Source organism: Clostridium sp. 1001283B150225_161107_B6 (assembly GCF_015556325.1).
Classification (GTDB): domain Bacteria; phylum Bacillota; class Clostridia; order Lachnospirales; family Lachnospiraceae; genus Enterocloster.
Window position 1 is genome coordinate 15,474 of record NZ_JADNMD010000016.1, and the last position, 15,887, is coordinate 31,360.

14 protein-coding genes and 1 tRNA gene are annotated in these 15,887 nt (G+C 50.1%); all 15 read left to right on the top strand.

Annotation, left to right across the window (positions count from 1 at the left end; translation table 11 throughout):
• The first annotated feature begins 137 nt into the window (after nt 1-137).
• The 15 genes from I2H39_RS25655 (at nt 138) to I2H39_RS25725 (ending at nt 15,765) form a co-directional block, all read left to right on the top strand.
• Nucleotides 138-812, top strand: coding sequence for a DUF6198 family protein (locus tag I2H39_RS25655; RefSeq protein ID WP_138308983.1), 675 nt, complete (start codon nt 138-140; stop codon nt 810-812).
• A gap of 143 nt (nt 813-955) precedes the next feature.
• Nucleotides 956-1,027: transfer RNA gene (locus I2H39_RS25660), tRNA-Gln, on the top strand.
• A 147-nt stretch (nt 1,028-1,174) separates the two neighbouring features.
• Nucleotides 1,175-1,912: an acyl-ACP thioesterase domain-containing protein gene (locus tag I2H39_RS25665; protein WP_138308981.1), complete on the top strand. Its 738-nt coding sequence runs from the start codon at nt 1,175-1,177 to the stop codon at nt 1,910-1,912.
• 1 nt (nt 1,913) lies between these two features.
• A complete protein-coding gene (locus I2H39_RS25670; RefSeq protein ID WP_138308979.1) occupies nt 1,914-2,747 on the top strand; it encodes a S1-like domain-containing RNA-binding protein in 834 nt (277 codons plus the stop codon).
• A gap of 85 nt (nt 2,748-2,832) precedes the next feature.
• Nucleotides 2,833-3,672: a YitT family protein gene (locus tag I2H39_RS25675; protein ID WP_171042622.1), complete on the top strand. Its 840-nt coding sequence runs from the start codon at nt 2,833-2,835 to the stop codon at nt 3,670-3,672.
• Between the two features lie 265 nt (nt 3,673-3,937).
• Entirely contained in the window at nt 3,938-5,050 is a 1,113-nt protein-coding gene (gene ugpC / locus I2H39_RS25680) for a sn-glycerol-3-phosphate ABC transporter ATP-binding protein UgpC (protein WP_138308975.1), read from the top strand.
• 141 nt (nt 5,051-5,191) lie between these two features.
• On the top strand, nt 5,192-6,280 hold the full coding sequence (locus I2H39_RS25685) for a helix-turn-helix domain-containing protein (protein WP_002566963.1): 1,089 nt from the start codon (nt 5,192-5,194) through the stop codon (nt 6,278-6,280).
• 14 nt (nt 6,281-6,294) lie between these two features.
• Nucleotides 6,295-6,966: a cell division ATP-binding protein FtsE gene (gene ftsE / locus I2H39_RS25690; protein WP_138308972.1), complete on the top strand. Its 672-nt coding sequence runs from the start codon at nt 6,295-6,297 to the stop codon at nt 6,964-6,966.
• A gap of 81 nt (nt 6,967-7,047) precedes the next feature.
• Complete coding sequence (locus I2H39_RS25695; protein WP_138308970.1) at nt 7,048-7,956, top strand: permease-like cell division protein FtsX; 909 nt, start codon at nt 7,048-7,050, stop codon at nt 7,954-7,956.
• Between the two features lie 15 nt (nt 7,957-7,971).
• Nucleotides 7,972-9,189 carry a M23 family metallopeptidase gene (locus I2H39_RS25700; RefSeq protein WP_195627877.1) on the top strand — a complete coding sequence of 406 codons (1,218 nt, stop codon included), beginning with the start codon at nt 7,972-7,974 and terminating at the stop codon, nt 9,187-9,189.
• A gap of 42 nt (nt 9,190-9,231) precedes the next feature.
• Complete coding sequence (locus I2H39_RS25705) at nt 9,232-10,641, top strand: S41 family peptidase (RefSeq protein ID WP_195627878.1); 1,410 nt, start codon at nt 9,232-9,234, stop codon at nt 10,639-10,641.
• Between the two features lie 95 nt (nt 10,642-10,736).
• On the top strand, nt 10,737-11,423 hold the full coding sequence (locus I2H39_RS25710) for a response regulator transcription factor (RefSeq protein ID WP_138308962.1): 687 nt from the start codon (nt 10,737-10,739) through the stop codon (nt 11,421-11,423).
• The gene (locus tag I2H39_RS25715) at nt 11,410-12,399 is read left to right on the top strand and encodes a HAMP domain-containing sensor histidine kinase (RefSeq protein ID WP_138308959.1); all 990 of its coding nucleotides are present in this window, start codon (nt 11,410-11,412) and stop codon (nt 12,397-12,399) included. Before I2H39_RS25710 ends, I2H39_RS25715 begins: the two co-directional genes overlap by 14 nt.
• A gap of 122 nt (nt 12,400-12,521) precedes the next feature.
• Nucleotides 12,522-13,223, top strand: a complete 702-nt coding sequence (locus I2H39_RS25720; protein ID WP_138308957.1) for an ABC transporter ATP-binding protein — start codon at nt 12,522-12,524, stop codon at nt 13,221-13,223.
• The gene (locus tag I2H39_RS25725) at nt 13,207-15,765 is read left to right on the top strand and encodes an ABC transporter permease (protein ID WP_195627879.1); all 2,559 of its coding nucleotides are present in this window, start codon (nt 13,207-13,209) and stop codon (nt 15,763-15,765) included. Before I2H39_RS25720 ends, I2H39_RS25725 begins: the two co-directional genes overlap by 17 nt.
• The last annotated feature ends 122 nt before the right edge of the window (nt 15,766-15,887 follow it).

Sequence of the window (15,887 nt, forward strand, 5' to 3'; positions counted from 1 at the left end):
AAAAAACATTATGCATTGTGACGAAAATATGAAGCCAACTTAAGTTAGAATGCCCATTGTGGGCTGTGGTTTTACGTGCTATCATTAGATATATAAAAATATTTAGGTCATACAAAAATTTTTAGAGGTGTAAGCACGTGAAAAATTCAGATAAGTTGAAGCGTTACAGCATGTTCATTGCAGGCGTTATATTCAGCGCTTTGGGAATCAGCCTGATTACAAAAGCAGGTCTGGGCACATCGCCCATTACCAGCCTGGCCTTTGTACTGACGTTTATTTTTCCCCACAGCCTGGGGGAGTTTACCATGCTGGTGAATACGGTTATGTTCCTGATACAGGCGGCCCTTTTAGGAAAAGCCTTTGGAAAAGTGCAGCTGCTCCAGCTTCCGGCCGCTCTGCTGTTTTCCGCATGTATAGACGGATGGATGTATATCCTGGGATTCTGGAAGACCGGCGGTTATGTGGGGCAGGTGCTTATGCTTCTGCTGGGCTGTGTGTTTCTGGGCCTGGGTATTGCCTTTGAGGTGATTCCCAATGTGCTTATCCTTCCCGGGGAAGGGCTGGTGCGCGTCATTGCCGGACTGACAGGCTGGAGGTTCGGCCTGGTGAAGACTGGTTTTGACATGACCATTGTGGCAAGCGCTGTTGCGGTTTCCCTGTTTTTTACAGGCCATGTGCTGGGAATCAGAGAGGGGACCGTGCTGGCCGCCCTTATTGTGGGGAGCATTTCCCATTTCTTTATAGAGAAGGTTTCCAACCTGCTGGAAGGCTGGATTCCGGATTACTCCGATGCAGGGGATGCCTGTCCCTAGAGCCGGCATAGGGGATATTTGAAAAATTTATTTAAAAAATTAAAAAAGTTCTTGACTAAATGCCACAATATGGGTATAATAAACTCCGCAGCCGCCAATCAGGACAAACAGTCAGGGCAGGGCGCTGCGGATTAATTGAATAATGGGCTATCGCCAAATGGTAAGGCAACGGACTCTGACTCCGTCATTTCAAGGTTCGAATCCTTGTAGCCCAGTTACAAATCCCACAGATGAAAGTCTGTGGGATTTTGCTTGTATACCCTAGGGAGTTTATGATACAATGAAGGGCGTAATACCGGGGCTGGGCATGGCAGTACCGGACACAGAGGCAGCTGCCCGGGCCCCGGGAGAATGAGGTAGATATGTATACATTTAACAGCAGGGTCCGTTACAGTGAGACGGACGAAGAAGGATGCCTATCGGTTTCAGGCATTATTAACTACATGCAGGACTGCAGCACATTCCAGTCAGAGGACTGCGGGGTGGGAGTGGGTTATCTGGAGGCCAGCCGTAAAGCATGGCTTTTGTCATCCTGGCAGATTATGATAGACCGGTATCCGGGGCTGGGTGAGAAGCTGGTGGTGGGAACATGGCATTGCGCGTCAAAGGGCATATACGGCTACCGCAACTTTGTTCTGCGGGATGCGGAGGGGATAGATGTGGTCAGGGCGGAGTCCTTGTGGTTCCTCTACGATATAGATAAGAACATACCCATCCGGGTGCGGCCGGAGGACACGGCTCCCTACGGCGAGCCGGAGCCAAGGCTGGTATTAAGTCCCTGCCCCAGAAAGATACCTGTGCCGGAGGACTGCGCTGCAGGTGAGCCGATTGTGGTTGCCAGGCACCACATTGACACCAACCATCATGTGAATAATGCCCAGTATGTGGAGATGGCCAGGGAGGCCATACCGGAAGGGCTTGTGATAGAGGAGATACGCGCTGATTATAAAAAGGCAGCTGTATTGGGAGACGTCCTGATTCCCCGTGTAAGCATGGCCCAGGGCCGGGACTGCCGGGAGTGGACCGTGGTCCTTGAGGGCGGCACAGGAGAAATCTGCGCTGTGGTATGGCTGAGGACAAAAGGACAGGAGGAAAATTGAGATGATTGAATTAGGAAAAGTGCAGGAGCTTGAAATAATAAGAACAAAGGAATTCGGAGTATATCTGGCTGAGAAGGCGGGGGACGAGGCGGCAGTTCTGCTCCCCAAAAAACAGGTGCCTGAAGGAGCCGGGATAGGGGACAAGGTGGAGGTGTTCATCTATAAGGATTCATCAGACCGTCTGATAGCCACCACAGGCAAGCCCAAACTGCAGGTGGGAGAGACTGCCAAGCTGGAGGTTAAGGACGTAGCCAAAATCGGGGCATTCCTGGACATGGGACTGGAAAAGGACCTGCTGCTTCCCTTTAAGGAGCAGACCCATCCGGTGAGAAAGGGGGAGCAGTGCCTTGTAACCCTGTATGTGGACAAGAGCAGGCGTCTGGCGGCAACCATGCGGGTCTATTCCCATATGAGCAACCAGTCTCCCTATAAGGCAGAGGACTGGGTTACGGGAACTATTTATGAAATCAATGAAAATATCGGGGCTTTTGTGGCGGTGGACCACAAATATTACGGGCTTATTCCCAAGAAGGAGCTCTACGGCCGGTTCAGGGAAGGCGATACGGTCCAGGCCAGGGTTACCAGGGTGCGGGAGGACGGAAAGCTGGACTTGTGCGTCAGGGAGAAGTCCTATGTACAGATGGGGACAGATGCGGAGCAGGTGCTAAAAATCATAGATGATTTCGACGGGGTGCTTCCCTTTAATGATAAGGCAAAGCCGGAGGTCATCATGCGTGAGTTCAGCATGAGCAAAAATGCTTTTAAGCGTGCTGTGGGCAGGCTTTTAAAGGAAGGAAAGATTCGTATTACGGACAAGACCATTGAACGCGTATAGGCGTATGGAATGGAGCTGTAAGGCACATACTTTTAGTACATTATAAAAAGTGCCGGGGCATGGGCTGGGGAAAGGAAGAAGAAACATGAAGAAGAGGAATCCGGCTGTGGATTATGCCATGATTGTGGCAGGGACCTTCCTGATTGGCTTTGCCATCAAGAATATTTACGACCCTGTGAGCATGGTTACAGGCGGTGTGTCGGGCGTGGCTATCATTGCCAAGGAACTTTGGTCGGTTCCGCTGTGGCTGACCAATACCGTGCTCAATATTCCGCTGTTTGCAGCCGGATTCTTTTTCTGCGGCTGGAGGTTCATCAAGCGCACCCTTTTTGCAACGGTTATGCTCTCGGTTTCCCTGTATGTGCTGCCGGAGGCTTCCTATCTGGGAAACGACCTGTTTCTGTCGGCCCTGTTCGGGGGAATCATAAGCGGCGTTGGAACCGGCCTGGTGTTCCTGACCAGCTGCACCACCGGAGGTACGGATTTGCTGGCCGCCCTGATTCAGAAACGCCTTAAGCACTATACGCTGGCCCAAATCATGCAGGTTCTGGACGGAGTGATAGTGGTGGCCGGCGCTTCCGTGTTCGGCATCAGAACCGCCCTGTATGCCCTCATCGCCATATTCTGTGTGGCAAAGGTCACGGACGGCCTGATAGAGGGACTTAAATTTTCCAAGCAGGCTTATATTATTTCCGAGCATTACCAGGAGATTGCAGAGGCCATTATGGAGCAGATGGGAAGGGGCGTGACCAGCCTGGCGGCCAGGGGCATGTACTCGGACCAGGAGAAAAAGATGCTGTTCTGTGTTGTTTCCAAGAAGGAAATCGTGCGGCTGAAGGAGATTGTGTCGGAGTTTGACAGCAGTGCATTTGTCATTGTAAGTGACGCCAGAGAGGTATTTGGTGAAGGATTTATCGAATATTAGCCCCTGAATTTTGTGGCTTTTGCCGATATTTTTGGGAAAAACATAGTTGATTAACATAATTAACAAAAAGTTGGCGGCAAATATTGGAATACTTTGTGATTTAGGACATTTTTTTTTCCTCGTATACAAATTAGCTAAATCCCTAATTTTGATTTTGTGGATTTGCGATATGGATTCCCCGGGGGGATTCATGTATTATAAGAGCAGTTACAAAAGAGGGTAAAACACATATGTGTCAAGTGTATTATTAGGAGGAAAAAACAGAATGGCTAGTTTATCACTGAAGAACGTAACAAAGAAATATCCAAACGGATTTGTAGCAGTTAAAGAATTTAATCTTGAAATCGCCGATAAGGAATTCATCATATTCGTAGGCCCCTCAGGATGCGGTAAGTCCACAACCCTTCGTATGATTGCTGGTCTGGAAGACATCTCTTCCGGTGAGCTGTACATCGACGGCAAGCTGGTAAATGACGTTGAACCAAAAGACAGAGACATCGCCATGGTATTCCAGAACTATGCTCTGTATCCACATATGTCTGTATATGACAATATGGCATTCGGACTGAAATTGAGAAAGACCCCAAAGGATGAGATTGACAAGAAAGTCCATGACGCAGCTAAGATTCTTGACCTGGAGCATCTGCTGGACCGTAAGCCGAAGGCCCTTTCCGGCGGCCAGAGACAGCGTGTTGCCATGGGCCGCGCCATTGTCCGCAGCCCCAAGGTATTCCTGATGGACGAGCCGCTGTCCAACCTGGATGCAAAGCTGAGAGGCCAGATGCGTGTTGAGATTTCCAAGCTTCACCAGAGACTGGAGACCACCATCATTTACGTTACCCATGACCAGACAGAGGCCATGACACTGGGTACCAGAATCGTTGTTATGAAGGACGGCATCATCCAGCAGGTGGATAACCCACAGAATCTGTACGATAAGCCATGCAACAAGTTCGTGGCCGGATTCATCGGGGCACCCCAGATGAATATGATTGACGCAACCGTGGGCAAGGACGGCGCGCTGACCACCTTAAGCTTCGGCGGACATACCGTAGCCCTGTCAGAAGCCAAGTCCAAGAAGTTAGAGGAAGCAGGATACATAGGCAAGGTAGTTACCCTGGGTATCCGTCCGGAGGACCTTCACGACGAGGAGTCTTACCTGGCTATGTCACCAAAGAGCGTGTTTGAGGCTACTGTCCGTGTATACGAGATGTTAGGCTCCGAGGTTCTGTTATACTTTGATATCGAGGATGCAAATTTTGTGGCAAAAGTAAATCCGCGCACCACCGCAAGGCCTGGCGATACCATCAAGCTGGCCATGGATTTAGAGAAAATCCACATTTTTGACAAGGATACGGAACTGGTCGTTCTTAACTAATACAAAAGAACCGTAAGCGAAAATTAAGGTAAAAAGAAGCAGGAGAGTATACAACTCTCTTGCTTTTTTTGTAATTTTGCATTAAAATATGAAAATAGGGATATTAGTTACTCCGAATACGTTTGAAAAGGAGAGTATAGAATGATTTCAAATCAGATACTTCAAACCACACTGGATGGATTAAAGGCAATTACAAGAATTGATTTGGGTATATGTGATACAGAGGGAAAAGTGCTGGCTTCTACATTTACCGATGCGGAAGACTCCGAGAGTTCGGTTCTGGTTTTTGTGGATTCACCGGCTGACAGCCAGGTTATCCAGGGATACCAGTTCTTCAAGGTGTTTGATGAGCACCAGCTGGAATACATCCTCTTAGCAAAGGGAGCCAGCGATGATGTTTACATGGTTGGCAAGCTGGCTGCATTCCAGATTCAGAACCTGCTGGTAGCTTACAAGGAGCGTTTTGACAAGGACAACTTCATCAAGAACCTGCTTCTGGACAACCTTTTGCTGGTGGACATTTACAACAGGGCTAAGAAGCTTCACATTGACACGGATGTAAAGCGCGTGGTCTACATCATCGAGACCCACAACGAGAAGGATGTCAATGCACTGGAGACAGTGAGAAGCCTTTTCGCATCCAAGACAAAGGACTTTATCACGGCCGTGGATGAAAAGAACATCATCCTGGTAAAGGAAGTCCGTCAGGGAGAGACCTACGGGGAACTGGACAAGACAGCCAACACCGTATTGGATATGCTTAACACCGAGGCCATGACAAAGGTGCGCGTGGCATACGGCACCATTATCAATGACATCAAGGAAGTTTCACGTTCCTACAAGGAAGCCAAGATGGCGCTGGACGTAGGCAAGATTTTCTATGCCAATAAGAACGTCATTGCCTACAACAACCTGGGTATCGGACGTCTGATTTACCAGCTGCCCATTCCGCTGTGCAAGATGTTCATCCGCGAGGTGTTTGACGGCAAGTCCCCGGATGAGTTTGACGAGGAAACACTGGCTACCATCAACAAGTTCTTTGAGAACAGCCTGAATGTATCCGAGACTTCCAGACAGCTTTATATCCACAGGAACACCCTTGTATACCGTCTGGATAAGCTTCAGAAGAGCACCGGACTGGACCTGCGCATCTTTGAGGACGCCATCACCTTTAAGATTGCCCTGATGGTTGCCAAGTATATGAAGTATATGGAAAGCCTGGATTATTAGACCGGAGTCAGTGGATGATAGAGATAAGCAATGTAAGCAAGACCTACGAGACAGGAAATAAGGCCATCAAGGATGTATCCCTTACCATTGATGACGGCGAGTTCGTGTTTGTCGTAGGGAGAAGCGGTTCCGGTAAGAGCACGCTGATGAAGCTGCTCCTGAAAGAGCTGGAGCCCACAAGGGGACGTATTGTTGTAAACGATATGGACCTGGGAAAGATGCCGAGAAGGTATATTCCCAAATACCGCAGAAGATTAGGCGTGGTCTTTCAGGATTTCAGACTCCTGAAAGACCGCACTGTGTTTGAGAATGTTGCATTTGCCCAGAGGGTAATCGGGGTGCCGCCCAGGGTAATCAGAGAGACGGTGCCGGAGATGCTCAGGCTGGTAGGACTGTCGTCCAAGTACAAAGCCTATCCCAGACAGCTGTCCGGAGGTGAGCAGCAGAGGGTGGCCATAGCCAGGGCCCTGATTAACGACCCTGAAGTACTCCTTGCAGACGAGCCCACCGGAAACCTGGACAGCTTTAATACCCATGAAATCATGAGGCTTCTGGAGGAAATCAACCAGAGGGGGACTACTGTGATTGTGGTTACGCACAGTCAGGAGATGGTAGATGAGATGAACAAACGGGTCATTACCATGGAACGGGGGTCGGTTATCAGTGATGTGGGCGGATATTATTAGGGTGTTTCCCGGAAGGAATGTTCAAACAGGCATGAGAACTTCCGGACACGCTGCTGCCGCCGGAAAGGCAAATGAACAACAATGAGAATCAGTACATTTTGGTATTGCCTGAAACAGGGCGTCATTAATATATGCAGGAATATTTTGTTTTCGCTGGCATCCATAGCGACTATTTCTGCATGTATTTTTTTATTCTGTCTTTTTTTTGCCCTGATAGCCAATGTGCAGAATGTGGCAAAGACAGCAGAGACAACAGTGGGAATCACTGTATTTTTTGATGAGGACATGCCTGAGGACCAGATTCTGGCGGCCGGTGATGTTATCCGCGGCTGGGCAGAGGTGAGGGAGGCGGGATATATATCCGCTGCCCAGGCATGGGAGAATTTCAAGACAGAGTATTTTGAGGGCATGGAGGAGCTGGCGGAAGGATTTGCAGACGACAATCCCTTGTCAGGCTCTGCTTCCTATGAGATATTTCTGAATGATATCGAGGAACAGGATAAAATCGTGGAACGCCTGGAAGGCATGGAAGGCGTGAGAAAGGTGCGCTATTCCAGTACGGCTGTTGCAGGACTTTCCAGCGCGGGAAAGATGGTAGGGGCCATGTCGGCCGTCATCATCTGCGTGCTGCTGGCAGTGGCTGTTTTCCTGATTAGCAATACCATCTCCGTGGCAGCGGCATTCCGCAGGCGGGAGAATGAAATCATGCGGTTTATCGGCGCCACCAATTATATGATTCGGGCGCCCTTTGTGGTGGAAGGCGTGCTTCTTGGCGCACTGGGGGCAGCGGTGCCTCTGGCCGGCATGTATGTCCTGTACCAGAGGGCGGTCATATATATAGGTGAGCACTACCAGATGCTGACAGGCATGTTTGAGCCCATACCGCTGGGGGATATCTTCCCCTGCATGGCGGCAACAGCCGGGTGTCTGGGCATAGGCATTGGTTTTTTTGTCAGCTACTTTACCATCCACCGTCACTTAAAGGTATAGGGAAGGAGGATGTGAATGAGGATGAGACATTGGAGACATTGGATTCAGGCGGCAGCGCTGTCAGGCGGCCTTTTGCTAGGCGGTATGACGGCATTTTCAGCCTATGCCACCAGTGTGGAGATAGAGGACGCCAAGAAGCAGGTATCTGCCCTGGAAGAGGAAAAGAAAAAGGTGGAGAGCACCCTGAACCAGCTGGAGGGACTGAAGGCGGACACGGCAGCTTATGTGAAGAAGCTGGACACCAGTCTGTCCTCTCTGGCGGATGAGCTGGAAGACCTGGGAAGCAGGATTACTCTTAAGGAAGATGAGATAGAACAGGCGCAGATACAGCTGGAGGAGGCCAAACGGGAGGAAGAACACCAGTATGACAGTATGAAGCTCCGTATTAAGTACATGTATGAGAACGGTCAGAACAATCTGATTGATATGGTGATGGAGTCCGGCAGCATATCGGAACTTCTGAACCGCGCGGAGTACGTGAGCCAGATTGCAGAATATGACAGGAAGATGCTGACAGCCTATGCTTCTGCAAAGGAGGAGGTAGCTGCCAGGGAGCAGAATCTTGAAAAGGAGCACGGAGAGCTTCTGGTTCTTCAGGAATCCACCCAGGCCAAGCAGGCATCCATGCAGAAGCTGATGGATTCCAAACAGAAGGAGCTGGATTCCTATAATTCCAAGATTGCCATGGCCCAGGATGAGCTGGACCAGTACAATGCGGATATAAAGGCCCAGGAAGAACAGATGAAACGTATTGAGGCCGAGATGAAGCGGAGGGAAGAGGAGGCCAGGAAAAAGGCGGAAGAAGCCGGTAAGACGTATACCGTATCGAATTTGGGGAATATTAGTTTTAAGTGGCCCTGTCCGTCCAGCAGCAGGATAACCTCTAACTTCGGAGACAGGGAGTCTCCCACAGAGGGGGCATCCAGCAACCATAAAGGAATTGATATCGGCGCCAGCACAGGGGCGAATATCATAGCTGCGGCTGATGGTGAGGTTGTGATATCTACATACAGCTATTCAGCGGGCAATTATATTATGATTGACCACGGCGGCGGGGTGAGCACGGTTTACATGCACTGCTCCAAACTGCTGGTGGGTGTGGGGGAAAAGGTGAAAAAAGGCCAGGTGATTGCAAAAGTGGGTTCTACCGGTTATTCCACGGGTTCCCACCTGCACTTTGGAATCCGCTCAGGGGGGACCTATGTGAATCCCCGAAGTTATGTAAGCCCGTAACCCATCATAGGATAGAAGGAACGGACAGATAGGAGACGTAAATTGGAAAATCGTGATTTTGACAGACAGGAACATAATATGGACGGGCAGCCGGAAGGTCCGTACAGGGACTATGGGCCGGGGCCCCAGGATGGAAACCGGAATGGTTCGGGAAAGAACCGGTTCTGGGCCGGGGCACTGGTGGGCGCCCTTGTAACTGCATTCATAGGATTGATGGTGGTGGGCATGTCAGCCGGCATCTATATTTTCGGCAAGCGCGTCATGAGCCGGCAGCCCAGCGTGACCATGGAGGGCAGGGGACCTGGAATCACAGACGGAAGCGAACATAAAAGCGGCGTGGACTTTAACCGGGTGACTTCCAAGATGTCCATGATTCAGCAAATCATAGACCTGCATTTCCTGTACGATGAGGATGCCGATAAGGTAGAGGATTTTATTTACAGGGGAATGCTGGCCGGACTGGACGACCCTTATTCCACCTATTATACGGAAGAGGATTTCCGTTCCATCAATGACAGCACCAAGGGAACCTATTCCGGTATCGGAGCCATGATAAGCCAGAACAGGACCACAGGCTTATGTACCATAGTGAAGGTGTTTGAGGGGTCCCCTGCTTTGGAGGCAGGGATGCAGCCCGGGGATATCATCTATAAGGTGGGTGAAACCCTGGTGGCTTCCGAGAGCCTGGATGTGCTGGTAAACAACTATATCAAGGGCGAGGAAGGCACGGATGTGGCCATCACGGTATACAGGGCGGATAAGGACGAATATGTGGATATGTCCGTCACAAGGCGCAAAATCGAAGTGCCCACAGTGGAATACAGTATGCTGGATGACGGAATCGGCCGGATTGCAGTGTCTGAGTTTGACGTGATTACGGTGGAGCAGTTTGAGCAGGCAGTGGATGAGCTGGAGAAGCAGGGGATGAAGGGCCTGATTATCGACCTGAGGAGCAATCCGGGCGGTGTCCTGGACAGCGCTGTGAAGATGGTGGATTATATTCTCCCGGACGACCTGGACCAGTATGAAAAGGGAAAGGGCAAGACCCTGATTGTGTACACGGCGGATAAGAACGAAAAGGGCGATGTATACACAGCTTCAGACGGCCATGAGCTGAAGATGCCCATTGTCATCCTGGTCAATGGGGATTCAGCCAGTGCTTCCGAGGTATTTACAGGGGCATTAAAGGATTATGGCTGGGCCACTGTGGTGGGAACCACCAGCTACGGAAAGGGAATCGTGCAGAACCTGATTCCTCTGGGAGACGGTTCCGCCATTAAGATTACCACGGCCCACTATTATACGCCCAGCGGTTTTGACCTTCACGGAAAGGGAATTGAGCCGGATGTGGAAGTGGAGCTGGATGAGAAACTGAAGACCCAGGCCGTGGTGAAGCCGGAGGAAGATAACCAGCTTCAGAAGGCAGCCGAGATATTGAAGGAAGGCAGATAGGCAGAATAAAAGGGCGCTCCGGGCATGACAGGTCATGGCCAGGGGCGCTGTTTTTTCAGGTATGTACACAAAAGACCAAAGGATGGTGAAGATAAATGAAACACATATTTCTGGTGGAAGATGATAAGGAAATTGCAAAGAATCTTATGCGCCTTCTGGGCGCAGAGGGTTTTTTGGTTGCACATGCGTCTACCCGCGGGGAGGCTGCTGCCATGCTTGGGGGAAACAGGTATGACCTGGCGCTGGTGGATATATCCCTTCCTGACGGAAACGGATTTGCAGTCTGCACGGAAATCAGGGATACCCAGGATATTCCCGTTATTTTTCTCACGGCCTCCGGCGATGAGGCCAGCGTCGTTACTGGGCTTAACATGGGAGCCTCCGACTATATCACCAAGCCCTTCCGCCCGAGGGAGCTGATTGCGCGGATTGGAACAGCCCTGCGCAAATCCGGCCATTCCCCATCTGTTTTTGAAGTGTGCGGGCTTAAGGTGGATACGGCCAGCGGCATTGTGAAAAAAGACGGCGGGGAGGTGTTTCTGTCGGCATTGGAATACCGCCTGCTGTTGGTGTTTATCAACAATCCCAGAGCCATTCTCACCAGGAACCGGCTGTTGGACGAGCTGTGGAGCGCTGCCGGCGAATATGTCAATGACAATACCCTGACCGTCTATATCAAACGGCTGCGGGAAAAAATCGAGAGCAATCCCGGAAATCCGCAAATCATACTGACGGTACACGGAACCGGGTACCGGCTGGGAGGCGGCTATGTTCCGGAATAGAGAGGTTCGGCTGTTTGCTGTTCTGTTTGCACTGGCAACCGCTGCAGGAGCAGCGGCGGGATTTGCCATTCATCCTGCGGCGGGAACCGTGATTCTTATTTTTGCAGCTGCCTTGGGAACGGTGTTTTTTGTATTTACCCGGAACCGTTACAGGAGACTAGCACAACTGGCTGACCAAATCGACCTTGTGCTTCACAATGAAGAGCGTCTGTTTACAGGGGAAGCAGAGGAAGGTGAGCTTTCCATCCTGCATAGCGAGATTACCAAGATGACGCTCCGCATCCGGGAGCAAAATGAGTCGCTGAAAAAGGAGAAAAGCCGCCTTGCAGATTCCATGGCCGACATTGCCCACCAGCTTCGGACGCCTCTCACTTCAGCAAACCTGATTCTCACGCTGCTAAAGGACTGTACCGATGAAAAAGAGCGGAAAACGCTGCTGCGGGAAACAGAGGAACTGTTTATACAGATGGAATGGCTGGTTGCTTCGTTATTAAAAATATCACGTTTGGACGCAGGAATTGTGGTTTTCCATAGAGAACAGGTAAAGGTGGACCGCCTCATTGCATCTGCCCTTCACCCGTTTCTGATACCAATGGAGCTGCACAATGTCCGGGTACAAATCAATGTGCCGGAAGGCGCCGTGATGAGAGGGGACCAGGGCTGGCTCTCAGAGGCAATCCGGAATATACTTAAAAACTGCATGGAGAGCGTGGGGGACAACGGGATAATTGAAATTGAATGCAAGGACACGCTTTTGTATACGGAAATCACCATTCATGACAGCGGCCCGGGCTTTCAGAAGGAAGATTTATCCCGGTTGTTTGAACGGTTTTACCGCGGGAAAAAGGACAGCGGGTCCGGGTATGGGATTGGACTGGCTCTTTGTAAGATGATTATAACCGGGCAGGGGGGAACCGTTGCCGCGGGAAACCATCCGCTGGGAGGTGCTGTGTTTTCCATTCGTTTTCCTAAGTGATTTTTCATTAGAAATGACAAGTCTCTCATTGGAAAGTGACGAATCCGTCACTGAAAAGTCACTGGAATGTAAGGGGAATGTTCTATTATATGGGTAGACCACAGGAAAAGGAGGCTCACATAATGGAGTTCTTGAAGGTTGAAAATTTATGCAAGGTCTATGGCAGGGGAGAAAACCAGGTAACTGCGCTGGACCATGTTTCCCTTACCATTGAGAAGGGTGATTTTACTGCAATCATCGGCTCCTCCGGTTCAGGGAAATCCACCCTGCTCCACGCCATTGGGGGAGTGGACGTGCCCACAGAGGGAAAGGTGTATCTGGACGGTCAGGATGTATATGCGGGAAACAGTGAGACATTAGCCATATTCCGCAGACGGCAGGTGGGGCTGATTTACCAGTTTCACAATCTCATCCCCACCCTGAATGTGGTGGAAAACATTACACTTCCCATTTTAATGGACAGACGGAAGGTCAATGAAGAACGGTTAAATGATTTGCTGGAATTGCTGGGGCTTAAGGAGCGGAGGGACCATCTGCCGAACCAGCTCTCAGGCGGACAGCAGCAGCGTGTGGCCATTGGCCGCGCCCTTATGAACGCCCCGCAGGTCATGCTGGCAGATGAGCCCACAGGCAGCCTGGACAGCCGCAATGGACAGGAAATCATCAGACTGCTGAGAGAGAGCAATAAAAAGTACGGTCAGACTCTGATTCTTGTCACACACGATGAAAACATTGCTTTACAGGCTGACCGTATCATTACCATTGCCGATGGAAGGGTGGTACGGGACGAGAGGCAGGTGGCAAGGCATGAACATCTTCAATAAAGCTGCCCTGGAGGGAATGAAAAAGAACCGCACACGGACCCTTGTTACAATTGCGGGAGTGATTCTGTCATCCGCCATGATTACGGCCGTCGCCACCTTTGGCACTTCCCTGTTAAGCTATATGACAAATGCTTCCATTGCGAAATACGGCGGCTGGCATGTGGAATTTGCAAATGCAGATTCCTCCTTTGTGAAGGCGCGGACAAGCGACAGAGAAGTAAAAGACACAGCTGTGTCTGCAAACCTTGGCTATGCCATGCTGGAGGGTGGGAAAAGCCCTGAAAAACCGTATCTGTTCATTTCCGGATTCAATGATAAAACCTTTGAAACCCTGCCAGTCACCCTGATATCCGGCAGACTGCCGGAAAACAGCGGTGAAGTTCTTGTTCCATCCCACATTGCTGTCAAGGCCGGAGTCGGCATATCAACTGGCGATGTCCTTACCCTGGAAGTGGGAGAGCGGATGTCGCAGGGGGAAATACTCAGTCAGCATGATGTCTATCAAGCCGGGAGAGAACATCTGGTAAACACGGCTGAGGAAACATACACGGTTGTGGGTATCTGTGAACGGCCGGGATTTGAGGAACACGCTGCGCCGGGATATACCCTGATTACAAAGTCAGATACAGAGGGACGGGAGGACAGCTTCAGCCTTTTTGTTACCCTTAAGAATCCCCGAAATGTCAGGAATTACACGTCAGGTATGGACAAAACAAAGGAATATGCCCTCAATGATGATGTGCTGCGCTTTATGGGGGCTTCGGATAATAAGCTGTTTAATACGCTTTTGTACACTGTCAGCAGTATTCTGACTGCTATTGTTATGCTGGGTTCTATTTTCCTGATTTATAATTCTTTTAACATTTCCCTCAATGAACGTACACACCAGTTTGGCATTCTCATGTCGGTGGGTGCCACGGCCAGGCAGCTGAGGAATTCGGTGCTGTTTGAGGGATTATGTGTGGGTATGGCAGGCGTACCCGCTGGTATTTTGGCAGGCATAGGCAGTATCGGGCTGATACTCCCTGTTGTTGCAGACAATTTCAGTACGATTATCAACAGTACGGTACCGCTGTCCCTGGCGGTGTCTGTTCCTGCACTTATTGCAGCAGCGGCTGTCAGTCTGGTTACAGTGCTGATTTCAGCTTATATTCCGGCCAGGAAGGCTGCCGCAACTCCGGTGATGGACTGCATCCGACAGACAGGCGAGATAAAAATACAATCCGGGGCAGTGAACACCTCAGGGCTGGTACAGCGAATCTGGGGAGTGGAGGGGACCCTGGCCCTGAGGAATTTTAAGAGAAATAAAAGGCGCTACCGCAGTGTTGTCCTGTCCCTTACACTGAGTGTTGTGCTGCTTGTATCGGGCAGTGCTTTTGGAACCACTTTGAAACGTCTTGCAAAAGAATACACAGTTGAAATGGACGGCGATATTTCCTTTTATACACATGAAATGGGGGAAGAGGAAATGTTCTCACTGTACGGAAGACTGAAAAACGCCGGCCGTGTTTACAGGAGTACCTATCAGTCCAATCAGGCCTGCCGCTGCGCGACCGGGGATTTTCCGGAGGATTTTTCGGAGGATTACCGGAGAGCTATGGGGGAAGGGACTTCAGGAGAGCAGAGCTTGGGGGAACGGCTGGAATTCCCTCTGGATATACAGTTTATTGAGGATTCTGTATATTATGATTTTATTAAAAGCCTTGGACTGGATGAGTCACAGTACAGCGGATTGGAGGCCAAGGTTCTGATAGTGGGGGCAGACACAACCGACCATACCACCTGTTTTACAAACAGTACCATGAACTTCACTCTTATCTCTGATTCAGGGGAACAGGAGAAAATGATGGAGGCCACCTTTGTGGATTCCTACCCGCTGGACCCGCTGCCCAGGGATTCATCTGCGCCAATGCCTGCTTATCATTTTATGGCGGTGATACCGTGGCAGATGAAACCGCAGTTTGAACTGCCGGGTCAGCCGCAGACGTATGGTATGACCTTTTGGTCGGAAAGACCGTCACAGTCCATGGAGCAGATGCAGTCAATGATTGATGAGCAGGGAATTTCCTCCGGCTATGTGCTTCTCAATCTGTCCTCCGCTGTTGACCTGTTTCGCAGCGCCACCTTTGTGGTGGATGTATTTACCTATGTTTTTGTTACTATGATATCCCTGATTGCAGTTGCCAATGTGTTCAATACTATATCAACCAATATCCGGCTCCGGCGGCGTGAGCTTGCCATGCTTCGCTCCGTGGGAATGTCTGACCGTGATTTCAACAAAATGATGTATTTTGAATGTGCTTTTTACGGTATGAGGACGCTTATGTGGGGGATTCCCATATCGGGACTGATTTCATGGCTGATTTACAAGGGAATGACAACCGTGGAACGGCTGGATGATTTTGCCTTTGCATTTCCATGGGGTACCATGGCAGTCAGCGTACTGGGGGTATTTCTTGTTGTTTTCATTACGATTGTGTATGCTGCGGGAAAGATTAGGAAGGAGAATATTATGGATGCGCTTAGGGATGATATGACCTGAGTATGATGTAACCTATGGGGGCAGGCAGGAGAAAAGGCAGGGTTTCAGATGGTAATATAAGGGTACAGAACAAACATTCGGTTTTGCTCTGTACTTTTATTTTATACTTTGGTATAATGGCA